Here is a 22,684-nt window from a genome sequence, read left to right as displayed (position 1 = left end):
GGCACGGTGGGCGGCCCGGCCGGCCGGAATCCCGCGGCCCGCACCGCTAATCGGGCCTCCCGACACGGCTTCCTGATGTACCGTATCGCTTTTGGGCGGGCAATGCTCAAGCGCCGGCGTCGGCCACCTGGGCCCACGCCGGAAGCATGCTCAACGTCCGGCGCGACTAGCGCCGTGCGTGTTGTCCGTGATCCGGATCGCTGCTCGACATGGCTCGATATCGTCTGACATACCGATCCGACACCACCGACCGTCGCTGAATCCATGCAAGCGCGAGTTCGAGCGCCTGGTCACTTGCTTCGCGGGTATCGGCGAAGTCGCCGTCAACGCCGAGCGTCCGGGTTTCACCGTCGCGATCCGTGAGGATCGCCGCCGCCGAGTAGCGGCCCGTCTCCGTGTCGGTGACCACGGCCCGGACCGTATATCCGCCATGTTCGATCGTCCTGTTGGTATGCATCAGATGCCTCCTGCAGGGAAATGCGGCATGTGTGACGACGCGGCGGCGCCGGCGCCGCCGCGGAAGCGGGGCGCCGGCACTTCACGCCGCGAGCGCAAGCCAAGCGGCGCGGACCGCGCCGGGTCGATGAAACGCTCCCGGCGCATCCACTCACCCGGTCGTCACCGGGATCCGCCGCGGCTTCGCTTCTTCGCGTCGCGGGATGCTCAGTTTCAGCACGCCGTCGCGCAGTTGCGCGTCGATACGCGACACGTCGAAATCCGGGCTCAGCGTGAATGCGCGCGAGAAGTGCGGATGCTGCACTTCACCGTGCTGGAGACGCAATCCCGGTGGCGTCGGAACGACGGCCTCCGCTTCGATGGCAAGGCTGCCGTCGTGCACGCGGACGTCGAGCTTCTCGCGCGGCACGCCCGGCAGGTCCGCGTACAACGTGATGCCGTGCGCGTCCTCGACGATGTCGACGGCTGGCGCAATCCGCGTGCGCGGCGTGTCGCGCTGAGCCGCTTCCCGATTCGTCACGGCCGTTCGCGTTTCGGCCGGACGGGTGGTCAGTTCAGTCGTGTTCGTGTCACTCATGATGTCCTCCGTCATGCGTTCGTGACGTCGTGCTGTTTACTGGACGGTGATCGCCCGCGGCTTCGAGGCTTCCGACTTGCCGACGCTGATCGTCAGGCAGCCGTTCGTATAGCGCGCCTCGATCTTGTCGGGGTCCGCGTGCTGCGGCAGTTCGACCACGCGGCGGAACGCGCCCATGAACCGCTCGTTCGCGTAAACGCGTCGCTCGTCGTCGGTTGCGGCGTCGTCCGCGGGAGTACGCTCGCCGCTGATCGTCAGCAGCCGGCGATCGACGGAGATGTCGATCTTCTCGGGGGCGAGACCCGGCGCGAACGCGACGATCTCGATCGTGTCGTCGGTGCTGCCGATATTGACCGGTGGAAACGCACCGGGGCGCGGCGCGCGCAGACTGGCCGGAAAGCCCGTGAACACGCTGGCCATCTGCCGTTGCAGGCGGTCGAATTCCGCCAGCAGATCGGTGGGAAAGAAGATATCGCTCATGACTGGCTCCTGTTGTGTCCCTTGCGAAGGGACGAACCGGACCACGCGCTCCAGTTCGTCCATCCGCGACAGGGTCGCTGACAAACAAATCGAAACACGCAGCGTGTCAACCGCGACTGCCTCGAGCGATACCTAAAATAGGATACGGCGCGTGGATTTCAAGGGGGAGGGCATCGGCATTCTGTCGATACGTGCGGGCGCCATGTGGGCGACTTATCGTCGGCGCGCCCGGCATGGTCGACGTCGAGATGGCAGGGTCCGACATGTCCGACGTTGCGCGGATCGGAGCACGGCGATAGAGGGCGGAATTTGCAACGGCACGCTGGAAAAGACGCGGCGGCGTACCTCCGCCGCCGCGTCGCGTCCACCACTGTTCAGCGCGACGGCCCGGACGGCGGCTTCACTTCGGACAGGTCGTCCTCGCGAACTTCGGCCTGACGCACCGTGGTGCCGTCGTCGCCGGTTTCCGAAATATCGGTTTCGAAGGTCTGCTGCCCGTCGTCGCGTTTCTCCGCGGGCTTCTCGTTGCCTGTCTGCTTGTCTGCCTGTGGCTGTTGACGTGTCATCTTGCTCTCCTGGTCGCAACCTGGGATGTTGCGCACGTTGCAGGTGAGCAAGGCGCGGGCCGCGCCAGGCTTTCAAATGGAAAGGTTCACGCGATGCCATCAGCAACCACGGCCTGGCGATTGACCTCGACCCTCGGCACGGCGCGACCTCGACGTGCCGAGTGCCACCGCCTCTATACATACCAATCCAGCGTCTTCACGATCCCCGTTTCGAAGCTCTCCGCCGGCCGCCATTGCAGTTCCCGGGCGAGCTTCCCCGCATCGATCGCATAGCGCCGGTCGTGACCCGCGCGATCGGTGACGAACCGGACGAGGCGCGCATGCGGCGCGTGTTCGGGCCGTCGCGCGTCGAGCAGCGTACAGATCAGCGCGACGATGTCGACGTTGCGCCATTCGTTGCAGCCGCCGACGGTGTAGGTCTCGCCGACCGTCCCGCGCCGGATGACCGCATCGATCGCGCGGCAATGGTCGTCGACGTACAGCCAGTCGCGCACGTTCGCGCCGTCGCCGTACACGGGGATGTCGGTGCCTTCGATGCAATGACGGATCACGGTCGGAATGAACTTCTCGCCGTGCTGGCGCGGCCCGTAATTGTTCGAGCAGTTCGTCGTGGTGACGGGCAATCCGTACGTATGGAAATAGGCCCGGACCAGATGGTCCGAGCTTGCCTTGGTGGCCGAGTACGGAGAGTTCGGCGCATACGGCGTCGTTTCCGAAAAAGGCGGGTCGTCGGGACCCAGCGAGCCATACACCTCGTCGGTGCCGATATGGTGAAAGCGGCGGCGCGCGAGGGCGTCGGCCCGGCCGAGTTTTTGGTCGTTCAGCCACAGCTGGCGGCACGCGTCGAGCAGCGTCCAGGTGCCGAGCACGTTCGTGCGCACGAATTCGCCGGGGCCGTCGATCGAGCGGTCGACGTGGCTTTCGGCCGCGAAGTGGACGACGGTGTCGATCGCATGATCGCGCAGCAGCGACTCGACGAGCGTTCGGTCGCAGATGTCGCCGAGGACGAAGCGATGACGATCGGCGCCCGGCAGGTCGTCGCCGAGATTGTCGAGGCTGCCCGCATAGGTCAGCAGATCCAGCGTGGTGACGCTGACCTGCGGGTCGCTTTCGAGCAGATGCCGGACAAAATTGGCGCCGATGAAACCGGCGCCGCCCGTCACGAGAACATGTTTGGGTCGATAGCTCATTGGGTTCGCTTCCAGGTGGCAAACACGTCGGTGAGACCCGCGATCCACGAAGGCGATTCGACCCCGAAGTGTTCTCGCAGGAGGCTGCAGTCGAGCGCGGAATTCGCCGGTCTCGGCGCAGGCAACGGATAGGCGTCGGTCCGGATCGGCCGGACCAGCGGCACGCGGTCGATGAGGCCGGCGCGCCGCGCCTCGGTGAAGATTGCTTCGGCGAAGCCGTGCCATGTCGTCACGGGCGTGCCGCACAGGTGATAGGTGCCCCAGCGCAGCACTTCACCGGTCCGATATCGCGCCGCGATCGTCAGCAGCGCGTCGGCGATCGCACCGGCATGTGTCGGGCCGCCGTACTGATCGGCGACGACGCCGACGACCTCGCGCTCGCGCGCCAGGCGCAGCATGGTGCGCACGAAATTGCCGCCGTGCGCGCCGAACACCCATGCGACGCGCAGAATCAGGTGACGGTCGGGCAGTCGCTCGCGCACCGCTTCCTCGCCCGCGAGTTTGCTCCGGCCGTACACGCCGAGCGGCGCGACGGCGGCGGTTTCCGCGTACGGGCCGGGCATGCGGCCGTCGAACACGTAGTCGGTCGACAGATGAATCAACGGAATCCCGAGCGTGGCGCACGCGTCGGCCAGCACGGCCGGCCCGTCGCGGTTCGCCCGCCACGCGGCATCGGGCTCGGCCTCCGCGCGGTCGACGGCGGTCCATCCGGCGGCATTGATCACGAGCGAGGCCCGGTGTTCGTCGAGCGCGCGGCGCACCGAGCCTGCATCGGCTATGTCGAGCGCGGCGCGCGACAGCCCGACGAGCGGCTGCTCGCCCGCGCGCAACACGAGTTCGCGGCCGACCTGGCCGAGCGCGCCGGTCACGACGATCGTCATCGCGCACTCCCGTATACGGGCAGCAGCGCCGGCGCGCCGGCTGCCAGTTCGGCGAGCGGCGGCTGCCGACGATCCTTGTCCGACAACTGATACGGTGCGCCGGAATCCGGCCAGTCGATGCCGATCTCCGGATCGTCCCAGCGCACGCCCGCATCCGAATCGGGATCGTAGTACTGCGTGCACTTGTACGCGAAGTCGGCCTCGTCGGACAACACGCAAAAGCCGTGCGCGAAGCCGGGCGGAATCCACAGCATCCGGTGCGACACGTCGTCGAGCTGCGCACCGAACCAGCAGCCGAAGAACGGCGAGCCGCGCCGGATGTCGACGGCGACGTCGTAGACCGCGCCGCGCACCGCGTGCACCAGCTTGCCTTGCGGATTCACCCGCTGGTAGTGCAGCCCGCGCAGCACGCCGCGACGCGAGCGCGACTGGTTGTCCTGGACGAAGGTGGCGTCGACGCCGGCGTCGCGCAGCCAGCTTGCCCGGAAGCTTTCGACGAAAAAGCCGCGCGCATCGCCGAACACGCCGGGCTCGATCAGCAGCACGCCGGGCAACGGCGTTTCGATCACGCGGGTCATGCCGCGACCTCCTTGCTCAGCAGATCGAGCAGATAGCGGCCGTAACCGCTTTTCGCGAGCTTGTGGGCGAGCGTTTCGAGCTGCTCCGCATCGATCCAGCCGAGCCGGTACGCGATTTCCTCGGGACACGCGATCTGCAGGCCCTGCCGTGCCTGCATCACCTGGATGAAATTGGCCGCGTCGAGCAGCGATTCGTGCGTGCCGGTGTCGAGCCATGCGTAGCCGCGCCCGAGTATCTCGACGTTCAGCGCGCCGCGCGCGAGATACGCGAGATTCAGGTCGGTAATTTCCAGTTCGCCGCGCGCGGACGGTCGCACGGCCTTCGCGAGTTCGACGACGTCGTTGTCGTAGAAATAGAGGCCGGTGACCGCGTAGTTCGACTTCGGCTCGCGCGGCTTCTCCTCGAGGTCGATCGCGCGGCCATCCGTGTCGAACGACACGACGCCGTAGCGCTCCGGATCGCGCACGTAATAGCCGAACACCGTCGCGCCGGTCGTCCGTGCGGCGGCCTGTTGCAGCAGCGACGACAGCGCGGGCCCGTGATAGATGTTGTCGCCGAGCACGAGCGTCGCCGCGTCGCGACCGATGAACGGCGCGCCGATCACGAACGCCTGCGCAAGACCGTCGGGGCTCGGCTGCGCCGCATACGAAAAGCTCATGCCCCACTGGCTGCCGTCGCCGAGCAGTTGCCGGAACGCGTCGAGATCGCGCGGCGTCGAGATGATCAGCACGTCGCGGATGCCGGACAGCATGATCGTGCTGAGCGGATAATAGATCATCGGTTTGTCGTACACCGGCATCAATTGCTTCGATACCGAATGCGTGAGCGGGTGGAGCCGGGTGCCCGAGCCGCCCGCCAGAATCAGTCCTTTACGGCCAATCGCTGTTTGCATGAGGTCCCTCGCTGCAAGAGGAAAAGTGCGTGCGTGATACGCGGAATACACCGAATGCTTCGATTGCACCCGATTGCCTTCGATACCGTGCGCGCCCGGCTACGGCTGCTCGGCACCGTCAACGTGAATCGCACGGAATACGATCGCGAAGCCAAGCGCGTACAGCGCGGTGATCACCGCGAAGCCGACGGCCGTCGCGCGATCCGGATCGTCGATCACGTGCAGGATCACCGACGCGATCGCGATGCCGACGAGCGAACCGATCTGCCGGCTCGCGTTCAGCGACGCGGCGGCAAGGTTCGCGTCCGCCGCATCGGCCGACTGCATCACGACGAGATTCATCGCCGGAATGGCCTGGCCGGCGCCGAAGTTGGCCAAGCCGATCGCGACGGCCAGCACCGGATACGGCATCGCCGCGACGCCGACGAGCGCCACGCTGCCGAGCGCGGCCAGCGCGAGCCCGGAGAGCAGCGTGTGGCGCGCGCCGAACCGGGCACTGACCTTCGCGGACGCGAGATTGCCGATGCCGAACATCGCCATCAGCGGAAACAATTCGAACCCGGCGACGAGCGCGCTCGCGCCGCGGACGTTCTGCAAATAGAGGCTCAACAGAAAGATCTCGGCGAGAATGCCGAAGTTGATCGCGAGGCCCAGCGTGCTGCCCGCGACGAAACGCCGGTTCGCGAGCAGTGCCGGCGACAGGATGCGCGAATTCGCGTAGCGCTCGCGTAACGCGAATGCCGCGGTGGCGGCGAACGTCGTGGCCACGCCAGCGAGGATCGACGGCGAGTGCCAGCCGGCGCTCGGCCCTTCGATCAGCGTGAAGCTCAGCGCGGCGAGCGCGAGCGCGCCGAACAGATGGCCGAGCGCATTCAGCGGGCCGGGATGACGCGGCGCCCGTGCGATATGCCGGTACGTGAGCCACAGGCCGGCCGCGCCGACCGGCAGGTTCACCCAGAAGATGCCGCGCCAGCCGATCGCGTCGACCAGCACGCCGCCGACGCAGGGCCCGAGCGCCATCGCGGCCGACACCAGCGCGCCCCAGATGCCGATCATCCGCGTGCGCATCGGTCCCGGCGGGAACGCGAGCGTGAGCAGGCTCAGCGAACTCGGCATGAACAGCGCCGCGCCGACACCCTGGGCGAGGCGCGCCGCGACCAGCGCGCCGCTGGACTGCGCGGCCGCGCACAGCACCGACGCGCCGACGAACAGCGCGAGCCCGGCGACGTAGACGGCCTTCGACCCGTAGCGATTCGCTACCGCGCCGCCGAGCAGCAACAGCGCGGCGAAGCTGAGCGTGTACGCATCGACGACCCACACCAGCGCCGTCAGCGACATCGACAGGCTGCTTTCCATCGCCTTCAGCGCGACGTTGACGATCGTTACGTCGAGCATGGCCATCACGAAGCCGCACGCGAGCGCGACCATCACGAGCACGGGACGCGCCGCGGCGGATGTGTATGCGCCGGCGGCCGGCGTGGCGCTCCCGCCGCTCATGCGGCCCTCCCGCCGAGGTACAGGCGCCGCATCTCGTCGCTGTCGAGCAGCTCGGCCGCGGGGCCTTCGAGCGCGACGCGCCCCATCGTCAGCACGATGCCGCGATCCGCGATGCGTAGCGCCTCGATCGCATTCTGCTCGACCATCAGCACGCCGATATGCTCGGTGTCGCGCATCCGGACGATCGCGTCGAACACCTCGTCGACCATCTTCGGCGACAGGCCGGCCGACGGCTCGTCGAGCAGCAGCAACACCGGACGCGGCATCAGCGCACGCGCGAGCGACACGATCTGCCGCTCGCCGCCGGACAATGCGCCCGCCAGCGACCGGTAGCGCCGCCGCAGGACCGGGTACTGCTCGCACAGCTCGTCGATGCGCGCCTCGCGCGGAAACGCGGACATCGACTGGCCGCCGAGCATCAGGTTTTCGCGCACCGTCAGCGACGCGAACACGTTGTCGGTCTGCGGCACGAAGCCGATCCCGTACTCGCGGATCTTTCGGTGGACCGGCACGCGCGCCACGTCCGTGCCCTGGATCGTCACACTGCCCGCACGAGGCAGCACGAAGCCCGCGATCGACTTCAGCAGCGTCGATTTTCCGCAGCCGTTCGGGCCAAGGATCGTCACGATGTCGATGGCGCCGACCGTGAGCGACACGCCATGCAGGATGTCGACTTCGGGCGTATAGCCGGCGACGAGTTCGCGCACGTCGATCATGACGCCTCCAGCGGACGAGGGGCGGCATGGGCGCGTCCCAGATACGCGTCGAGTACGCGACGGTTGCGCTCCAGTTCGGCCGGCCGGCAGTTCGCGATCGTCACGCCGCGGTCGAGCACGACGCAGCGGTCGCACAGCTCGCGGATGAAATGCATGTCGTGCTCGATGACGACCAGCGTGACGCCCTGTTGGCGAATCCGTCGCAGTTCGTCGATCAACTCGCCGCGCAGGTTCGGGTGCACGCCGGCGGTCGGCTCGTCGAGCAGCAGCAGTTTGGGCTCGGTCATCATCGCGCACGCGATGCCCAGCAGCTTCTTCTGGCCGCCGGAGATCGACGCGGCGCAAAGGTGCGCGACGCCGGACAGTTTCAGTTCGTCCAGCAGCGCGGCGGCGCGGGCACGCGTATCGGCCTCGAGCGCGCGCGTCGCACGGCCGCGCCAGAGGGCGGCGGCGATTCCGTGGCGGACGGACGAAGCCGCCATCGCGAGTTCGAGCACCGACATGCGCGCGGGCATCGACGGCAACTGGAACGTGCGGCGCACGCCCAGCCGCGCGATCCTGTGCGGCGACAGCGCGTCGATCCGCTGACCGTCGAAGCGGATGGCGCCCGCCGCGAGCGGCGCGAACCCGGTGATCGCGTTGAGCGCGGTGCTCTTGCCGGAACCGTTCGGGCCGAGCAGTCCGACGATCTCGCCGCCGTCGACCGACAGCGTGACCCCGGACAAGACGACGTTCTCGCCGTAGCGGATCGTCACGCCGTCGAGATCGAGCAGCGCGCTCATGGCCGCACCTCCAGGCGCTCGGGTACGAGCCCGTGCGGACGCCAGAGCACACACCCGAGCAGCATCAGGCCGACCAGGCCCAGTCGCACCGCGCCGGTCAGGTCGCTGCCGACATCGAGCCAGTCCTTGAGAAACGGCGCCAGCGCGTAGACGGCCTGCACGATCAGCGTGCCCGCCAGCACGCCTGCGTGGCTGCCGAGGCCGCCGACCATCACGACGGTCCACAGCGCGAAGGTCTCGGACGCGATCATCGCGTCCGGCCCGACATAGCCGATGTACCACGCGGCGAGTGCCCCGGCGAGCGCGGCCGGCAGCGCGCCGGCAATGCACGCCCGCGTTTTCAGCGCGAGCGGATCGTAGCCGAAGCAGACCGCGAGCGCGGGTTCTTCGCGCATCACCTTCAGCGCCCGGCCGAAGCGGCTTGCGGTCAGGCGCCGGTACGTCGCATAGGTGAGCGCGAGGCAGCCGGCCGTGACCGCGAGGAACGCGAGTTCGGCCCACGGCGCCCGCAGCCCGGGGAATAGCGGCGCGATGCCGCCGATGCCTTGCGCGCCACCGGTCAACCAGCTTTCGTTGAGCGCGATCGTGCGCAGGATCTCGGCGATCGCGAGCGTCGCGATCCCCCAGTAGTCGGCGGAGAGCTGCCGCCCGAGCCGCGCGACGACGATCGCCAGCGCACCCGCGGCGGCCAGCGCGAGCGTCAGCGCCGAAGGCAGCGGCCAGCCGAGCTGCGACGCGATGCCGGCCGCGTACGCGCCGAGCCCGCTGAACGCAATGAAGCCGAAATTGACGAGTCCCGCATAGCCGGCCTGCAGGTTCAACCCGAGCGCCATCGTCGCGTACAGGCAGCCGACGGTCAGCAGATGGATGACGAAGCTAGACACGCCGTACCTCCCGATCGAAGATGCCGTAGGGCCGGAAGATCAGTGCGACGAGCAGGATCGCGAACGACACCGCGCCGACGTACTCGACCGGAAAGAATTGCATCGGCCGATCGACGAGCCCGCCGAAATCGACGTTCAGTGCGACGGTTTCGGCCACCGCGATCAACAGCGCGCCGGCCGCGGCACCGAGCGGGTTGCCGAGACCGCCCAGGATCGCCGCGGAAAACACCGGGATCAGCAGTCCGTAGCCGAGATTCACATGCACGCTCTCGGTGGCGCCGAGCATCGTGCCGCCGAGCGCCGCCAGCACGCCGCTCGCGAACGTGATCACGTTGGTCACGCGCGTCGCGTCGATGCCGGTCGCGAGCGCCAGCGCGCGATTCGAGGCGAGCGCACGCATCGCCCGCCCGAGCCCGGTGCGGTACAGCAGCGCCGCGAATATCGCGAGCGCGCCGGCGCCGCATGCGATCGAGCCCAGTTGCGGCACGGACAGCGCGACGCCGGCGATCACCATCGGCGGATGCACGTCCTGCGCATACTGTTGCGGTCGCGAGCCGGCGATGCCGAGCACCAGCGCGACCGCGAGCATCGAGATCGCGAGCGAGCCGATCATCGCCACCGCGCTGCCGGAGCGCAGCAGTCTCGCAAAAACGAACAGGTTCAGCAGCGTCGCGGCGGTGCCGACCAGCGCGCAGGACACGGCCGTCGCGAGTGCGAACGGCAGCCCCGCGCGTTCCAGCCAGAGCGTCGCGAATGCGCCCAGCATCGCGTACTGGACATGCGCGATGTTGGGAAAGCGGATCAGCGAATAGAGCGTCGACAGGCCGACCGACACCAGCAGCAGATCGGCGGTGCGGATCAATACGTCGACAATGAATGACAGCATGGCGAGGTCCTCTGGTTCATCCGGGCGGGCGCTTACTGCTGCGCGACGACCGATTGGCGGTAGACCACCTTCTCGTACGGCTGGACTTCCCGCTGGCCGTCCGCATCGAACGCGATCGCGCCGGTCACGCCGGTATACGACTTGCCCAATGCCGCGAGCGCCGTGCGAATCTTCGCCGGGTCGATGGATTGCGCGCGACCGATCGCCGCGGCGGACAACAGCGTTGCGTCGTACGCATAGCTGCCGAACGCCGAGCGCGGCGCCTCGTTGTACGCGGCTTGATAGGCGCTCGCATACGCTTTCGCGCCCGCACCGAGCGCGGCGACTTCGAGGCCGATCTGGCCTTGCGCGATCTGCGCGGGCGTGTCGCTCGTGCACATCGTCAGATAGATGCCGTACCACGGGTGCTGGTTCAGACGCATCTCGAATGCCTGCCGGTTCAGCGTCGCGGCCTCCTGGCCATAGGCGCTGTAGACATACGCGTCGGGCTGCGCGCGTGATGCCTGCTCCAGTTCGCGGCGATAGGTCGATTGTCCTTCCGTGTAGAGCACCGTCGACACCACGGTGCCGCCGAGCGCCTCGAAACGCTTCTTGAATTCGCCGGCGATGCCCTGGCCATAGCCGTTGTTCGGCGCGATCAGTGCGATGCGCCGCAGCTTGCGGGCGTACACGTCCTGAGCCGCGAAGCGCGCGGACAGGTCGTCCAGCCCGATCACGCTGAACGAGCCCGCGCCGATCTTGCGCACCTGCTGGCTCGACGAGCCGATGTTGATGTGCACGTCGCCCTGACGCACCAGGAACTGTCCGACTGGAATCGTCACCGACGACGAGAACTCGCCGAGCACGACCGGCACGTGCTCGACGGTCGCGAGCTTGCGCGCGGCGTCGAGTGCGGTATTGGCCGAGCCGCCCGAATCCTCGATGCGCACGGCGAGCTTCTGGCCCAGCACGCCGCCTTTCGCATTGATCTGCGCGACGGCAAGCTCGATGCCGCGGCGCTGGTCTTCGCCGATCGACGCGCTCGCGCCGGTCAGCGGCAGCACCGCACCCACGCTGACGTCGGCCTGCGCGGCGCCCGACGCAAGCGCACCGAGTGCGATCCAGACACCGACACTCCACTGACTTGCCTTCATCTTCGTTCTCCCGTCGCATGGTCGGCCGCACGGATGGCGGCATGGTTTGATATACAGAAGTGTCGACAGAATCACAGATCAAAAATCGTTTGCAAATAAATTTTCGAGTCGCTGTGCGGAATCGTGAAAGTCTCTGGAACGATAGAAAAATATCCCTGTTTTCATGCATTTATGCACTCTTTCAAAGAGCGTGGATAGTCGTGGTGCACAAGCGCGCCAATCTGGCGCAATGGAGAATATTTCTGAAAAAAGTGTATACAGAGGTGAATTGCAGTGCTTAAATCAGCCCAACTCGACACGACCTCGGAGGACAGTCAGATGGTGGAGATCAAGCGATACGGCGTGAGTGAACGGATGAGCCAACTGGTGGTCGCGGGCGGGCTGGCCTTCGTCGCCGGGCAGGTGGCGGACGATACGTCGCTCGACGTGGCGGGGCAGACCCGTCAGATTCTCGACAAGATCGACCGGCTGCTCGAAGAGGCGGGGCTCGACAAGCGCCGGATCGTGTCCGCGAGCATCTGGCTGGCCGACTATCGCAGCTTCGCCGAGATGAACAGTGTATGGGACGCGTGGGTGCCGCAGGGCGAGCCGCCGGCACGCGCGTGCGTCGAATCGAAGCTCGCGTTTCCGCAGTACACGGTCGAGATCGCGGCGATCGCCGCGAGCTAGTACAGGAGAAGCGGAGTATGAAGACGATCGTGCTCGGCGGCGGCATCGTCGGCGTGACCACTGCGTATTTTCTCGCGAAGGCGGGCGACGAGGTGACGGTGATCGAACGTCGCGACGGCGTCGCGCTCGAAACGAGCTTCGCGAATGCGGGGTTGATCGCGCCCGGCCATTCGTATACCTGGGCATCGCCGCGTGCGCCGAAGATTCTCTTCAAGTCGTTGTTTGCCGACGGCCAGGCGCTGCGGCTCAAATGGACGCCCGACTGGCGGATGTGGGCCTGGTGTGCGCTGTTCCTGCAGAACTGCACGGCCGAGCGCTCGCGACGCAACACGTCGATCAAGGTGCGGCTGTGTCGTTACGCGCAGCAGCGGCTTCAGCAGGCGACGAATGATGAACTGCTCGAGTACGACCGGACGAGCGGAGGATTGTTGTACCTGTATCGCGACCCTGCATCGTTCGAGCGCGGCGTCGCGAACATGCGGATCCTGACCGACAACGGCCTGCCGCTCGACATCCTCGATGCGCGGGCCACCGTCGAACGCGAGCCGGCGCTGCGCCACGCGGCGGGCGCGATCGCGGGCGCGATCCATTGCCCGAGCGACGAGAGCGGCGACGCGCATCTGTTCACGCGCGCGCTCGCCGAGCGCTGCCGCGCGCTCGGCGTCGAATTCCGCTTCGGCACGTCGATCGACGGCGTGCGCGCGAGCGCCGATGCGATCGACTACGTCGAGACGTCGCAGGGCCGCGTGACCGGCGATCGATACGTGCTCGCGCTCGGCGCGTACTCGCCGTTCGTCGCGCGCACGCTCGGCTACCGGCTGCCGATCTATCCGGTCAAGGGGTACTCGGTCACGCTGCCGATCGACGACACGCACGAGCCGCCCGCGCTCGGCGGCGTCGAGGAGAATCAGCTCGTCGCATGGGCGCGCTTCGGCGACCGGCTGCGGCTGACCGCGACCGCCGAGTTCAGCGGCTACGACACCACGCATTCGCCGCGCGATTTCGCGCACATGCTCGCGACCGCGCAGGCACTGTTCCCGAACGGCGCCGACTACACGAAGCCGTCGTACTGGGCCGGGCTGCGGCCGATGACGCCGGAGGGCACGCCGATCATCGGCGCATCCCGCCACCGCAACCTGTTTTTCAACACCGGCCACGGCCATATGGGCTGGACCATGTCGTGCGGCACCGCGAAGATCGTCGCGGATCTGATCCACGGCAAGCGGCCCGACATCGACATCACGGGGATGACCCTGCAATGAGCGAACTTCTCTCCACCTCCCCGGATTCGGGCGTCGGAGCCGGCCCGGCGCGCGACGCGTACGCCCGCTTCGATTTCTCGCTCGACGCCGGCATCGCGCGGCGCGCGGCGATCGGCCTCGTCGTGCTGGCGACCGACCATACGATCGAATACGAGTGGCGGCGTCTGCTCGCGATCGATGGCGTCGCGTTCTACGAAAGCCGGATCGCGAATTCGGCCGAGATCACCGCCGAGACGCTCGCGCGGATGGACGGCGGGATCTGCGCGGCGGTCGAATTGATCCGGCCGGGCGAGCGCCTCGACGTCGTCGCGTTCGGCTGCACGTCGGCGTCGATGGTGCTCGGCGAGGAGCGCGTGTTCGAGCGCATCCGCGAGGCGCGGCCCGGCGTCGCGTGCACCACGCCGATTACCGCCGCGCGCATCGCGCTGACGGCGCTCGGCGCGCGCGGGGTCGCGCTGCTGACGCCGTACGAGCGCACGATCAACGAAGCGATGGCCGCGTACCTGCGCGCACGCGGCGTCGATATCGTGCGGGTCGGATCGTTCGAGCACCGCGACGACAACGAGGTCGCCCGCATCGAGCGCGCGTCGATCGAGCACGCGGTGCTGACGCTCGCCGCCGATCCGGCCGTCGATGCCGTATTCGTGTCGTGCACGAGCCTGCGCATCGTCGATGCGCTGGCCGATATCGAAGCGCGTGCGGGCAAACCCGTGCTGTCGAGCAATCACGCGCTCGCCTGGCACGCGCTGAGGCTCGCGGGCATCGACGATCCCGTGCCGGGCTTCGGCAGCCTGCTGATGCGCTGACGCAGGGCGCGTGCATGTAAAAAGACGCGCGCGGGCAAATTGCCGATGGATAATGACGCGCGGTGACAACAGATGGAACCAGGAGACGAGATGTCGACTTCCGTTATGGCTGGCCGGGAGACCGCGGCGCCGACGCGCACGGGCCTCACGGTCAACGAGATTTACGAGCAGTTGAAACAGATGGCCGTGCTGTACGAGATCCGGCCGGGTGAACGGTTCAACGAGCTGGAGCTTGCCGAGCGCTTCAACGTGAGTCGCACGCCGATTCGCGAGGCGCTGAACCGGCTCGTTGCCGAAAACCTGCTGGTGTTCGTGCCGAACCGCGGTTTCTTCATTCGGGAACTGGAGGGGAAGGATGTGTTCGATCTGTTCGAATTGCGTCGCTCGATCGAGACGACCGCGGTGATGCTCGCATGCGAGCGCGCGTCGGACAACGACATCAAGGCGCTGCGTCGCTTCTGGAAGCAGGTGATGAAGAATGCCGCGCGGATGTCGTCGTCGGAGCTGGTCGTCAAGGACGAGCAGTTTCACCTGGAACTCGCCGCGTTGTCGGGCAATGCCGAGATCGGCCGGGTGCTGCAAGGGATCAACGCGCGGATTCACTACGTGCGCTGGGTCGATGTCGATCAGCGACGCAACGAGGCGTTTACCGAGCATCTCGAGATTCTCGACGCGCTTGCCGAACGCGATGCGGAGCGGTGCGCGACACTGACCGACACGCATATCCGCTGGCGGATGGAGGAAATCACGCGCGTCGTCCAGGCGAGCGTCGTCAAGCTGTACGCAAAATAAAGCAAGATCGGCCGCGGCGCCTGCGACGATCGCGTGCAGCACGCGAACGGGCAGGGCAGGCCGGTCGACGAGACAAGCAGTCGTGCAAAGGAGGACGGGCCGCCCGGATCGACCGGCGCGGCGCATCGCTACTTGATCGTCACGAGGTGCCGTCATGACACACGGTACGTTGGTCACGCTGTACAAGCCGTCAGCAGCGCAGATCGAGCATTTGCTGACCTTGCCTGCGAAAAGCCCCGCCGTCGTCGCGGTCGACAATTCGCCCGTCGCCGACCGCGCACTGTACGCGCGGCTCGCCGAAGGCGGCGTCGACGTCATCGCGAATCACAATCGCGGCGGCATCGCCGGTGCGTTCAACGCCGGCGTCGAATTCCTGATCGGCCGCGGCTGCGACGTCTTCTTCATCTTCGATCAGGATTCGCACGTTCCGGACGACTATTTCAACCGCATGCTCGCCGGCTGTGCGCGGGTGGGCGACAGCCGCTTCCTGGTCGGCCCGCGGATCTTCAACCGCAATTTTCAGCGCGACCTGCCGTTGTTCACGGTGCGCCGCTGGTCCGCGCAGATCACGCCGATCCACGGCGGCGCGCAGGGCCTGCTGTCGTGCTCGGTCATTATCTCGTCGGGCACCGCGATCTCGCTCGACGCGTATCGCGCGCTCGGCCGCTTCCGCGAGGACTTCTTCATCGACCACGTCGACGCCGAATACTGCATGCGCGCGCAGGCGCACGGCGTGCCGGTGCGCGTCAACGCCGACGTGTCGCTGCCCCACGAACTCGGCAGCCCGTCCGCGCAGCAGCACTGGCCGCGCGTCGAGATATTCGACCAGAGCGCGCTGCGCCACTACTATGCGGCGCGCAACTGCATTCTCGTCGCGCGCGACTATTGGCGGCGCTATCCGGCGATGCTGCTGATCAATCTCATCACGCTCAAGCACGTCGCATTCGTGCTGCTGCATGCGCGCAACAAGCGTCTGAAGCTCAAGGCAATCTATTGCGGCGTGACGGACGGGCTGCGAGGGCGGTACGGGCGCGTGTGACGCGTGATTTATCGTGGTATTGGCGCACGACCGACGCGCCATACAATTCGGATCACTTACTATAAGAGAGGGTTGCAGATGAGCCTGACTAAGCCGATTCACCGCCGCTATACGGGCGCGTTCTCCGTCGCGCCGACGATCTTCACCGAGTCGGGCGAGATCGACATGCCGGGCCAGAAGCGCTGTGTCGACTTCATCATCGACGCGGGCGCGGACGGCCTGTGCATCCTCGCGAACTACTCGGAACAGTTTTCGTTGACCGACGACGAGCGCGAGCGGCTCATCGCGGCGATCCTCGAGCACGTGGCGGGGCGCGTGCCGGTGATCGTGACGACCACGCATTTCAATCCGACGATCTGCGCGGCGCGCAGCCGAGCCGCGCAAGCGGCCGGTGCGGCGATGGTGATGGTGATGCCGCCGTACCACGGCGCGACGATTCGTTGCGGCGAGGCCGCGATCGAGCAGTTCTATGCCGAACTCTCCGATGCGATCGAGATCCCGATCATGTACCAGGACGCGCCGATGAGCGGCACGCAGGTATCGGCCGCGTTTCTGGCGCGCATCGCGCACACGATTCCGAATCTGCGCTATTTCAAGATCGAGGTGCCGCAGTCGGCGGCGAAGCTGCGCGAACTGATCGCGCTTGGCGGCGACGCGATCGAAGGGCCGTTCGACGGCGAGGAGGCGATCACGCTGCTCGCCGATCTCGATGCCGGCGCAACCGGCAGCATCCTCGGCGGCGGTTATCCGGACGGGCTGCGGCCGATTCTCGCCGCATATCTCGCCGGGGAGCGCGACGAGGCGGTCGCCCAGTACGAGCAATGGCTGCCGTTGATCAATTACGAGAACCGTCAGGCCGGCCTGCTGGCGGCGAAGGCGCTGATGAAGGAGGGCGGCGTGATCGCATCGGACGCGCCGCGGCGTCCGCTCGCGCCGCTGCATCCGGCGACGCGCGCGGGTCTGATCGAAATTGCGCGACGGCTCGACGCGCTGGTGCTGCGCTGGGCACGCTGACGCAACCGCCTCGCAGCACGACGTTGCGATTTCCGCCGCAGCCGGCACGCACGACGCGTACGGGCGGCCTTCTCACTCGATCACCCAACCAAGGAACCCGAAGAATGAGCATGCCGACGATACGCGCGGTCCGCGCGCTGACGGTGCGTGGTGGCGGCGCCGACTACCACGATCAGGATGCCGGTCACTGGATCGACGACCACATTGCGACGCCGATGTCGCGCTACCCCGAATACCGGCAGAGCCGCCAGTCGTTCGGCATCAACGTGCTCGGCACGCTCGTGATCGAAGTCGAGGCCAGCGATGGAACGGTCGGCTTCGCGGTGACGACCGGCGGCGAGATCGGCGCGTTCATCGTCGAGCGGCATCTCGCGCGCTTCATCGAAGGGCAGCGCGTGACCGACATCGAGAAGATGTGGGATCAGATGTTCTACGCGACGCTGTACTACGGGCGCAAAGGTGTCGTGCTCAATGCGATTTCGGGCGTCGACCTCGCGCTGTGGGATCTGCTCGCGAAGGTCCGGCAGGAGCCCGTGCACCAGTTGCTCGGCGGCAAGGTGCGCGACGAGCTTGAGTTCTACGCGACCGGCGCGCGGCCCGATCTCGCGAAGGAGATGGGTTTCATCGGCGGCAAGCTGCCGTTGCATCACGGCCCGGCCGAGGGCGAGGTCGGCCTGCGCCGCAATCTCGATGCGCTCGCCGAGATGCGTTCGCGCGTCGGCGCCGATTTCTGGCTGATGCTCGACTGCTGGATGAGTCTCGACGTGCCGTATGCGACGCGGCTCGCGCACGAAGCGCATGCGCTCGGCCTGAAATGGATCGAGGAATGCCTGCCGCCCGACGACTATTGGGGCTATGCGAAGCTGCGCCGCGACGTGCCGCGCGGCATGCTCGTCACGACCGGCGAGCACGAGGCGACCCGCTGGGGCTTTCGCATGCTGCTGGAGATGGAGTGCTGCGACATCATTCAGCCGGACGTCGGCTGGTGCGGCGGGCTCACCGAGCTGATGCGGATCTCGGCGCTCGCCGATGCGCGTGGCGTGCTGGTGATTCCGCATGGCTCGTCGGTCTACAGCTATCACTTCGTCGCGACGCGGCACAACAGCCCGTTCGCCGAATTCCTGATGATGGCGCCGCAGGCCGATCGTGTCGTGCCGATGTTCGATCCGCTGCTGCTCGACGAGCCGGTGCCGGTCGGCGGGCGGATGAAGGTGCCCGATACCCCTGGTTTCGGCGTGCGCCTGAATCCGGACGTGCGCATGCAGCGCCCGTATGAACACTGAGTGTACGGAGGGGCCCAATGACGAAGTTGCTCGAAGACAGGATCGTCGTCGTGACGGGCGGATCGCGCGGGATCGGCCGCGCGATCGCGCTGGCGTGTGCGCGGCATGGCGCCGACGTCGTCGTCAACTACTGGACGAACCCGCTGCTGCCCGCGCAGGCCGATCACGAGATCGACGCGCTCGTCGACGCGATCCGCGCGACGGGGCGCGACGCGCTCGCCGTGCCGGGCGACGTCGCGCAGCCCGACACGGCCAGCGCACTCGTCGCGACTGCGGTCGAGCGATTCGGGCGGATCGACGTGCTGGCGAGCAATGCCGGAATCTGCCCGTTCCACGGCTTCCTGGACTTGCCGCCCGAGCTGCTGCAAAGAACGATGGAAGTGAACCTGCACGGCGCGTTCTACGTGACCCAGGCCGTCGCCCGGCAAATGGCCGCACAAGGGCACGGCGGCGCGATCGTCGCGACCAGTTCGATCAGCGCGCTGGTCGGTGGCGGCATGCAGACGCACTACACGCCGACCAAGGCCGGTGTCCATGCGCTGATGCAGTCGTGCGCGGTCGCGCTCGCGCCGCATCGGATCCGCTGCAATTCGGTGCTGCCCGGCACGATCCGCACCGAAATCAACGACGACGATCTCGCCGCGCCCGGCAAGACCGAGTACTTCGAGCGCCGGATTCCGCTCGGCCGCCTCGGCGAGCCGGACGACGTCGCCGACTGCGTCGTGTTTCTCGCGTCCGACATGGCGCGCTACGTGAATGGCGCCGCGCTGCTCGTCGACGGCGGCATGTACGTGAACCTGCAATGAAACCGCGAGGCATGACCATGGAAACGATCGCCTTCAGGATGCGCCTTCACCCCGGCAAGCGGGATGAGTACCGACGCCGGCACGATGCGATCTGGCCGGAACTCGCCGACGCGCTGCGTGCAGCGGGCATATCGGACTACTGGATTTTTCTCGACGACGACACCCATCACCTGTTCGCCGTGCTCAAACGGCCGGCCGATCACCGGATCGCGCAACTCGCCGAAACGGACGTGATGCGCCGCTGGTGGGCGTACATGGCCGACCTGATGGCGACCGGGCCGGACGGACGTCCGGTCGAGAAATCGCTGGAGCCGATGTTTCATCTGGAATGACGCCGGCCCGTTCAACGGATGGGCAGCGCTCGACGTGTGCCGACCCATTGCAGCGGATCATCGTGTCGCATGAACTCACGGAGCCTACATGCAGATTGTCGATCCCCATGTCCATTTCTGGGACGCCGACGCGTTGAGCTACAGCTGGCTCGATCGCGCTCAGCCGGCGTTTTCGGGCGCGGTGGCGGACTTGCCGCGCCGCTACCTGCCCGCGGACCTGCGCGCGGACGCCGGCGCGGATATCGACGTGCTGAAGGTCGTGCATGTCGAGGCGATCCACGATGCGTGGACGACGCCGAGCGAAGTCGACTGGCTGCAGGCGCTTGCCGATGCGCCGGCGAGCGACGGGATGCCGGACGGCATCGTCGCGGGCGTCGACCTGTTCGCGCCGGACGCACGCATCCGGCTCGCGGGCGCGGCGGCGCACCCGAACGTGCGCGGCATCCGGCAGGTGTTGAACCGGCATCCGGACCCCTGGTACAACTATGTCGACGTGGACTATCTGGCCGCGCCGCGCTGGCGAGAGAACTTCGGGATGCTGAGCGAGTTCGGTTTGTCGTTCGACCTGCAGCTGTACCCCGCCCAGATCGGCGCGGCGCTCACCGTCATCGACGCGCACCCCGACACGCCCGTAATCGTCAATCACACGGGCATGTTCGTCGACCGGACCAGCGTGCACGGCTGGCGCGAATGGCGCGACGGACTGCGCGGGCTCGCGCGGCGGGCGAACGTGACGATGAAGCTGTCCGGGCTCGCGATGTTCGACCATCGCTGGACGGTCGAGAGTTTCCGCCCGTACGTGCTGGAGGCGATCGACGCGTTCGGCGCGGCGCGCTGCATGTTCGCGTCGAATTTTCCGGTCGATCGGCTCCATGCCGGCTATCAAGCGCTCTGGCACGCTTATGCGGCGATTGTCGCGGGCGCCCGCGACGACGAGCGCGAGGCGCTGTTCGTCCGCAATGCGATGCGAACTTACCGGTTGTGAGGCACGCGCCCGCCATCGGGTGGCGAGCGTTGTCACCGAAGCACGTGCCGGGCGCGCGTCCCGGCAACATCAGCCGAACGCGCACGCTGCAGCCGCGCTGGCTGATGCCTCATCGGGGCTTGTTCGCCCTAGTCGCGCAACGCAGTCGCGACGACGCTCGCCAATGGCGTCGTGGGCCGACCGATCAGTCGCGCGAGGGCGCCGCCGTCGTCGAACAGCGCACCGCGCGAGGCGGCCACGTCGGCATCGGCCAGGACACTGGCAAACTCGGGCGGCAACCCGGCGCTCGTCAGCACGTCTGCATAAGCGTCCTGCGCAAGATCGTTGTAGACGACGGTCTTGCCGGACTGCCGCGAAACCTCGGCAGCCAGTTGCGCCAGCGTGTACGCATCGTTTGCCGCCAGTTCATGGGTTTTTCCTGCGTGGCCGTCCGTCGTCAATACCACGGCCGCAGCCGCCGCATAGTCCTTCCGCGCGGCGGCAGAGAAGCGCCCGTCCTTCGCGGCCCCGACGAACGCGCCATGCTCGAGCGCAGCGGGAAGGGCCATCAGATGGTTCTCGGTGTACCAGCCATTGCGAAGGATGACGGCGGGGAGGCCCGAGGCCGCGATGGCTTCTTCCGTCTGCCGATGCTCGATCGCGAGTCGGACGGGCGACGTGTCGGCGCGCAGCATGCTCGTATAGGCGAGCAACGAGACTTCAGCCCGCCGGGCCGCGTCGATCACCGCGCGGTGCAATGGCAGGCGGCCGGCGACTTCCGTCGATGAGATCAGCAGGAGTTTGTCGACACCGACGAACGCGGTGGCGAGCGTTTCAGGCCGCTTGTAATCGGCCTCGCGCACCACCACGCCGCGCGCTTCAAGGTCGCGTGCCTTCGCCGGATTCCTGACCGCCGCGACGATCCGGTTGGCCGGCACGGCTTCAAGCAATGCGTCGATCACAAGGCGCCCGAGCTGTCCGGATGCTCCCGTTATTGCATACATGTTCATGCTCTCCGTGTATCGATAGGTGAGGCTCCAAGTGTAGGGATGAAGGTTTCCGTTGGAAACCATCTATCCATCAGTTACCATCATTTTCAAGTAACCAAATGGAAACCATCTCCGGGACGACGATGGGTTTGAGAATGAGAAAGAAGGTGGAGCCGCTTCCCGGCTGCCCGATGTCGAAATGCATGGCGTTGATCGGCGGTCTGTGGACGCCCGAACTGATCTGGTGCCTGAGCAATGGCCCGCGTCGGTTTTCGGAGTTGCGGCGCGACAACCCGACCATCACCGCCAAGGTGCTGACCGGCAGGCTGCGTGATCTCGAGGAGCGGGGCGTGATCCGGCGAAGCGTGTTGCCGACGTCGCCGCCGTCCGTGGAATACGAGTTGACGTCGCTGGGCCAGGAACTGCTGCCGGCGATTACGTCGATCGTGGAGGTCGGGTCGCGCCTGCTGCTGCGCGACCGGCCGCGCTAGCCATTCGCCACCGTGCGGGCTACCGCGCCGCCGTCGAACGCTGCCGCTTCGTATTCGGCAACGGCTCATGCTGCATCGGCCCTTTGACGAGTTCGCTCATCGCGTCGCAGATCCAGCGACTGGCCGGCTCGCGATGAAAGCGCGGATGCCAGTGCAGATAAAGTTCGTATGTGGGCGCGGGGAAGGGCAGCGGCAGCAGCTTGGCGTTCACGAGCTCCGCGAAGCGCCGCCCGACGGCCTGGAGCACCGTGGCGATCATGTCCGCCCCCGCGACGATGAACGGCGCGCCGATAAAGCGCGGCGTACGAAAGCGTACGTTGACACGAATCCCGAGAAACGGATCGCCGGGTGCGACACCACGCCGGCGCAACGCTTTACGCGTCTTTCAGCCAGGGCATTTCCACGGGTGACACGACCAGTTGCCGGAATTCGCGTTTCAGATCGAAGATGAACCCGACGAGGATCATGGAGTCGGCGTAAGGAATCGGAAAGACCTGCGGATTTTCCGGGGTACGCAGCGGCCGCTCCGGCGTGTCCGCCGTCGCCGCGGCGTTTTCGCGAACGCTTTCCAGGTCGTCTGCCATGGCCGGGCCGCCGGCTTTCAGCACACGGCTACGCAGCTCGCTGAAAGGTTCGATGCGCGCGGCGTCTTCGTGGTATTCGGGCACTTCATAAACGAACCAGGACATTGTCGTCTCCCATGAGAAGGGGCGCTATT

The 22,684-nt window shown here is 66.9% G+C and carries 28 protein-coding genes; 11 read left to right on the top strand and 17 right to left on the bottom strand.

Going from position 1 to position 22,684, the window contains the following annotated elements:
* Positions 1 to 166: 166 nt before the first annotated feature.
* The 14 genes from CFB81_RS32260 to CFB81_RS32195 form a co-directional block, all read right to left on the bottom strand.
* On the bottom strand, positions 167 to 457 hold the full coding sequence (locus tag CFB81_RS32260) for a hypothetical protein (RefSeq protein ID WP_069620486.1): 291 nt from the start codon (positions 455 to 457) through the stop codon (positions 167 to 169).
* A 150-nt stretch (positions 458 to 607) separates the two neighbouring features.
* Positions 608 to 1,033 (bottom strand): Hsp20/alpha crystallin family protein, encoded by a 426-nt coding sequence (locus CFB81_RS32255; protein WP_069620505.1) that lies wholly within the window; start codon positions 1,031 to 1,033, stop codon positions 608 to 610.
* 36 nt (positions 1,034 to 1,069) lie between these two features.
* On the bottom strand, positions 1,070 to 1,513 hold the full coding sequence (locus CFB81_RS32250; protein ID WP_089437846.1) for an Hsp20/alpha crystallin family protein: 444 nt from the start codon (positions 1,511 to 1,513) through the stop codon (positions 1,070 to 1,072).
* Positions 1,514 to 1,887: 374 nt separating this feature from the next.
* Positions 1,888 to 2,079: a hypothetical protein gene (locus tag CFB81_RS32245; RefSeq protein ID WP_027810892.1), complete on the bottom strand. Its 192-nt coding sequence runs from the start codon at positions 2,077 to 2,079 to the stop codon at positions 1,888 to 1,890.
* 173 nt (positions 2,080 to 2,252) lie between these two features.
* Entirely contained in the window at positions 2,253 to 3,269 is a 1,017-nt protein-coding gene (gene rfbB / locus CFB81_RS32240; RefSeq protein ID WP_069620484.1) for a dTDP-glucose 4,6-dehydratase, read from the bottom strand.
* Positions 3,266 to 4,150, bottom strand: a complete 885-nt coding sequence (rfbD, locus tag CFB81_RS32235; RefSeq protein WP_089437845.1) for a dTDP-4-dehydrorhamnose reductase — start codon at positions 4,148 to 4,150, stop codon at positions 3,266 to 3,268. The genes rfbB and rfbD overlap by 4 nt, the downstream gene beginning before the upstream one ends.
* On the bottom strand, positions 4,147 to 4,728 hold the full coding sequence (gene rfbC / locus CFB81_RS32230; RefSeq protein ID WP_089437844.1) for a dTDP-4-dehydrorhamnose 3,5-epimerase: 582 nt from the start codon (positions 4,726 to 4,728) through the stop codon (positions 4,147 to 4,149). The genes rfbD and rfbC overlap by 4 nt, the downstream gene beginning before the upstream one ends.
* Entirely contained in the window at positions 4,725 to 5,621 is an 897-nt protein-coding gene (gene rfbA / locus CFB81_RS32225) for a glucose-1-phosphate thymidylyltransferase RfbA (protein WP_069620481.1), read from the bottom strand. The genes rfbC and rfbA overlap by 4 nt, the downstream gene beginning before the upstream one ends.
* A gap of 99 nt (positions 5,622 to 5,720) precedes the next feature.
* Entirely contained in the window at positions 5,721 to 7,118 is a 1,398-nt protein-coding gene (locus tag CFB81_RS32220; protein ID WP_089437843.1) for an MFS transporter, read from the bottom strand.
* Positions 7,115 to 7,834 carry an ABC transporter ATP-binding protein gene (locus tag CFB81_RS32215; protein ID WP_069620479.1) on the bottom strand — a complete coding sequence of 240 codons (720 nt, stop codon included), beginning with the start codon at positions 7,832 to 7,834 and terminating at the stop codon, positions 7,115 to 7,117. Before CFB81_RS32215 ends, CFB81_RS32220 begins: the two co-directional genes overlap by 4 nt.
* A complete protein-coding gene (locus CFB81_RS32210; protein WP_089437842.1) occupies positions 7,831 to 8,616 on the bottom strand; it encodes an ABC transporter ATP-binding protein in 786 nt (261 codons plus the stop codon). Before CFB81_RS32210 ends, CFB81_RS32215 begins: the two co-directional genes overlap by 4 nt.
* Positions 8,613 to 9,500 carry a branched-chain amino acid ABC transporter permease gene (locus CFB81_RS32205; RefSeq protein ID WP_089437841.1) on the bottom strand — a complete coding sequence of 296 codons (888 nt, stop codon included), beginning with the start codon at positions 9,498 to 9,500 and terminating at the stop codon, positions 8,613 to 8,615. The genes CFB81_RS32210 and CFB81_RS32205 overlap by 4 nt, the downstream gene beginning before the upstream one ends.
* A complete protein-coding gene (locus tag CFB81_RS32200; protein ID WP_069620477.1) occupies positions 9,493 to 10,386 on the bottom strand; it encodes a branched-chain amino acid ABC transporter permease in 894 nt (297 codons plus the stop codon). Before CFB81_RS32200 ends, CFB81_RS32205 begins: the two co-directional genes overlap by 8 nt.
* 32 nt (positions 10,387 to 10,418) lie before the next feature.
* Positions 10,419 to 11,519, bottom strand: coding sequence for an ABC transporter substrate-binding protein (locus tag CFB81_RS32195; RefSeq protein WP_069620476.1), 1,101 nt, complete (start codon positions 11,517 to 11,519; stop codon positions 10,419 to 10,421).
* Positions 11,520 to 11,837: 318 nt separating this feature from the next.
* Here CFB81_RS32195 and CFB81_RS32190 point away from each other — a divergent pair, with 318 nt between their 5' ends.
* The 10 genes from CFB81_RS32190 to CFB81_RS32145 all read left to right on the top strand — a co-directional run bounded on the left by CFB81_RS32190 (position 11,838) and on the right by CFB81_RS32145 (position 20,507).
* Entirely contained in the window at positions 11,838 to 12,188 is a 351-nt protein-coding gene (locus CFB81_RS32190) for a RidA family protein (protein WP_179236147.1), read from the top strand.
* A 17-nt stretch (positions 12,189 to 12,205) separates the two neighbouring features.
* Positions 12,206 to 13,450 carry a D-amino acid dehydrogenase gene (locus CFB81_RS32185; RefSeq protein ID WP_089437840.1) on the top strand — a complete coding sequence of 415 codons (1,245 nt, stop codon included), beginning with the start codon at positions 12,206 to 12,208 and terminating at the stop codon, positions 13,448 to 13,450.
* Complete coding sequence (locus CFB81_RS32180; RefSeq protein ID WP_089437839.1) at positions 13,447 to 14,256, top strand: aspartate/glutamate racemase family protein; 810 nt, start codon at positions 13,447 to 13,449, stop codon at positions 14,254 to 14,256. The genes CFB81_RS32185 and CFB81_RS32180 overlap by 4 nt, the downstream gene beginning before the upstream one ends.
* A 90-nt stretch (positions 14,257 to 14,346) precedes the next feature.
* Positions 14,347 to 15,048 (top strand): GntR family transcriptional regulator, encoded by a 702-nt coding sequence (locus tag CFB81_RS32175; RefSeq protein WP_069620472.1) that lies wholly within the window; start codon positions 14,347 to 14,349, stop codon positions 15,046 to 15,048.
* Between the two features lie 154 nt (positions 15,049 to 15,202).
* Positions 15,203 to 16,087, top strand: a complete 885-nt coding sequence (locus CFB81_RS32170; protein ID WP_089437838.1) for a glycosyltransferase family 2 protein — start codon at positions 15,203 to 15,205, stop codon at positions 16,085 to 16,087.
* 78 nt (positions 16,088 to 16,165) lie between these two features.
* Complete coding sequence (locus CFB81_RS32165) at positions 16,166 to 17,101, top strand: dihydrodipicolinate synthase family protein (protein ID WP_089437837.1); 936 nt, start codon at positions 16,166 to 16,168, stop codon at positions 17,099 to 17,101.
* Positions 17,102 to 17,205: 104 nt separating this feature from the next.
* A complete protein-coding gene (gene rhmD / locus CFB81_RS32160; protein WP_089437836.1) occupies positions 17,206 to 18,384 on the top strand; it encodes an L-rhamnonate dehydratase in 1,179 nt (392 codons plus the stop codon).
* Positions 18,385 to 18,401: 17 nt separating this feature from the next.
* A complete protein-coding gene (locus CFB81_RS32155) occupies positions 18,402 to 19,190 on the top strand; it encodes an SDR family NAD(P)-dependent oxidoreductase (RefSeq protein WP_069620468.1) in 789 nt (262 codons plus the stop codon).
* A 17-nt stretch (positions 19,191 to 19,207) separates the two neighbouring features.
* Complete coding sequence (gene rhaM / locus CFB81_RS32150; RefSeq protein WP_069620467.1) at positions 19,208 to 19,522, top strand: L-rhamnose mutarotase; 315 nt, start codon at positions 19,208 to 19,210, stop codon at positions 19,520 to 19,522.
* Positions 19,523 to 19,610: 88 nt separating this feature from the next.
* On the top strand, positions 19,611 to 20,507 hold the full coding sequence (locus CFB81_RS32145; protein ID WP_089437835.1) for an amidohydrolase: 897 nt from the start codon (positions 19,611 to 19,613) through the stop codon (positions 20,505 to 20,507).
* A gap of 128 nt (positions 20,508 to 20,635) precedes the next feature.
* On the opposite strand, the gene CFB81_RS32140 is transcribed toward CFB81_RS32145, so the two are convergent.
* Entirely contained in the window at positions 20,636 to 21,490 is an 855-nt protein-coding gene (locus CFB81_RS32140) for an SDR family oxidoreductase (RefSeq protein ID WP_089438159.1), read from the bottom strand.
* A 104-nt stretch (positions 21,491 to 21,594) separates the two neighbouring features.
* Between CFB81_RS32140 and CFB81_RS32135 the strand changes: the two genes are divergently transcribed.
* A complete protein-coding gene (locus CFB81_RS32135) occupies positions 21,595 to 21,966 on the top strand; it encodes a helix-turn-helix domain-containing protein (protein WP_256976403.1) in 372 nt (123 codons plus the stop codon).
* A gap of 19 nt (positions 21,967 to 21,985) precedes the next feature.
* Here CFB81_RS32135 and CFB81_RS32130 read toward each other — a convergent pair whose 3' ends face one another.
* Both CFB81_RS32130 and CFB81_RS32125 read right to left on the bottom strand, forming a co-directional pair.
* On the bottom strand, positions 21,986 to 22,225 hold the full coding sequence (locus CFB81_RS32130; RefSeq protein ID WP_256976402.1) for a hypothetical protein: 240 nt from the start codon (positions 22,223 to 22,225) through the stop codon (positions 21,986 to 21,988).
* Between the two features lie 115 nt (positions 22,226 to 22,340).
* A complete protein-coding gene (locus tag CFB81_RS32125; RefSeq protein WP_027806289.1) occupies positions 22,341 to 22,655 on the bottom strand; it encodes a hypothetical protein in 315 nt (104 codons plus the stop codon).
* Between the last annotated feature and the right edge of the window lie 29 nt (positions 22,656 to 22,684).

It is taken from the genome of Burkholderia sp. AU28863, from assembly GCF_002223195.1.
GTDB classification, from domain to species: domain Bacteria; phylum Pseudomonadota; class Gammaproteobacteria; order Burkholderiales; family Burkholderiaceae; genus Burkholderia; species Burkholderia sola.
The sequence above is the reverse complement of the archived record's forward strand: the minus strand, read 5'-3'. Positions and strand labels throughout refer to the sequence as shown.

Excerpts from the sequence above, each read along its gene's own strand:
- CFB81_RS32170 (WP_089437838.1), top strand. The coding sequence starts at position 15,203 with ATGACACACGGTACGTTGGTCACGCTGTACAAGCCGTCAGCAGCGCAG.
- CFB81_RS32185 (WP_089437840.1), top strand. The coding sequence starts at position 12,206 with ATGAAGACGATCGTGCTCGGCGGCGGCATCGTCGGCGTGACCACTGCG.
- rhmD (WP_089437836.1), top strand. The coding sequence starts at position 17,206 with ATGAGCATGCCGACGATACGCGCGGTCCGCGCGCTGACGGTGCGTGGT.
- CFB81_RS32215 (WP_069620479.1), bottom strand. The coding sequence starts at position 7,834 with ATGATCGACGTGCGCGAACTCGTCGCCGGCTATACGCCCGAAGTCGAC.
- CFB81_RS32210 (WP_089437842.1), bottom strand. The coding sequence starts at position 8,616 with ATGAGCGCGCTGCTCGATCTCGACGGCGTGACGATCCGCTACGGCGAG.
- CFB81_RS32125 (WP_027806289.1), bottom strand. The coding sequence starts at position 22,655 with ATGTCCTGGTTCGTTTATGAAGTGCCCGAATACCACGAAGACGCCGCG.
- rhaM (WP_069620467.1), top strand. The coding sequence starts at position 19,208 with ATGGAAACGATCGCCTTCAGGATGCGCCTTCACCCCGGCAAGCGGGAT.
- rfbD (WP_089437845.1), bottom strand. The coding sequence starts at position 4,150 with ATGACGATCGTCGTGACCGGCGCGCTCGGCCAGGTCGGCCGCGAACTC.
- rfbB (WP_069620484.1), bottom strand. The coding sequence starts at position 3,269 with ATGAGCTATCGACCCAAACATGTTCTCGTGACGGGCGGCGCCGGTTTC.
- CFB81_RS32250 (WP_089437846.1), bottom strand. The coding sequence starts at position 1,513 with ATGAGCGATATCTTCTTTCCCACCGATCTGCTGGCGGAATTCGACCGC.
- CFB81_RS32255 (WP_069620505.1), bottom strand. The coding sequence starts at position 1,033 with ATGAGTGACACGAACACGACTGAACTGACCACCCGTCCGGCCGAAACG.
- CFB81_RS32140 (WP_089438159.1), bottom strand. The coding sequence starts at position 21,490 with ATGTATGCAATAACGGGAGCATCCGGACAGCTCGGGCGCCTTGTGATC.
- CFB81_RS32195 (WP_069620476.1), bottom strand. The coding sequence starts at position 11,519 with ATGAAGGCAAGTCAGTGGAGTGTCGGTGTCTGGATCGCACTCGGTGCG.
- CFB81_RS32260 (WP_069620486.1), bottom strand. The coding sequence starts at position 457 with ATGCATACCAACAGGACGATCGAACATGGCGGATATACGGTCCGGGCC.
- rfbA (WP_069620481.1), bottom strand. The coding sequence starts at position 5,621 with ATGCAAACAGCGATTGGCCGTAAAGGACTGATTCTGGCGGGCGGCTCG.
- CFB81_RS32180 (WP_089437839.1), top strand. The coding sequence starts at position 13,447 with ATGAGCGAACTTCTCTCCACCTCCCCGGATTCGGGCGTCGGAGCCGGC.
- CFB81_RS32220 (WP_089437843.1), bottom strand. The coding sequence starts at position 7,118 with ATGAGCGGCGGGAGCGCCACGCCGGCCGCCGGCGCATACACATCCGCC.
- rfbC (WP_089437844.1), bottom strand. The coding sequence starts at position 4,728 with ATGACCCGCGTGATCGAAACGCCGTTGCCCGGCGTGCTGCTGATCGAG.
- CFB81_RS32130 (WP_256976402.1), bottom strand. The coding sequence starts at position 22,225 with ATGATCGCCACGGTGCTCCAGGCCGTCGGGCGGCGCTTCGCGGAGCTC.
- CFB81_RS32135 (WP_256976403.1), top strand. The coding sequence starts at position 21,595 with ATGGAAACCATCTCCGGGACGACGATGGGTTTGAGAATGAGAAAGAAG.
- CFB81_RS32175 (WP_069620472.1), top strand. The coding sequence starts at position 14,347 with ATGTCGACTTCCGTTATGGCTGGCCGGGAGACCGCGGCGCCGACGCGC.
- CFB81_RS32245 (WP_027810892.1), bottom strand. The coding sequence starts at position 2,079 with ATGACACGTCAACAGCCACAGGCAGACAAGCAGACAGGCAACGAGAAG.
- CFB81_RS32165 (WP_089437837.1), top strand. The coding sequence starts at position 16,166 with ATGAGCCTGACTAAGCCGATTCACCGCCGCTATACGGGCGCGTTCTCC.
- CFB81_RS32145 (WP_089437835.1), top strand. The coding sequence starts at position 19,611 with ATGCAGATTGTCGATCCCCATGTCCATTTCTGGGACGCCGACGCGTTG.
- CFB81_RS32200 (WP_069620477.1), bottom strand. The coding sequence starts at position 10,386 with ATGCTGTCATTCATTGTCGACGTATTGATCCGCACCGCCGATCTGCTG.
- CFB81_RS32155 (WP_069620468.1), top strand. The coding sequence starts at position 18,402 with ATGACGAAGTTGCTCGAAGACAGGATCGTCGTCGTGACGGGCGGATCG.
- CFB81_RS32190 (WP_179236147.1), top strand. The coding sequence starts at position 11,838 with ATGGTGGAGATCAAGCGATACGGCGTGAGTGAACGGATGAGCCAACTG.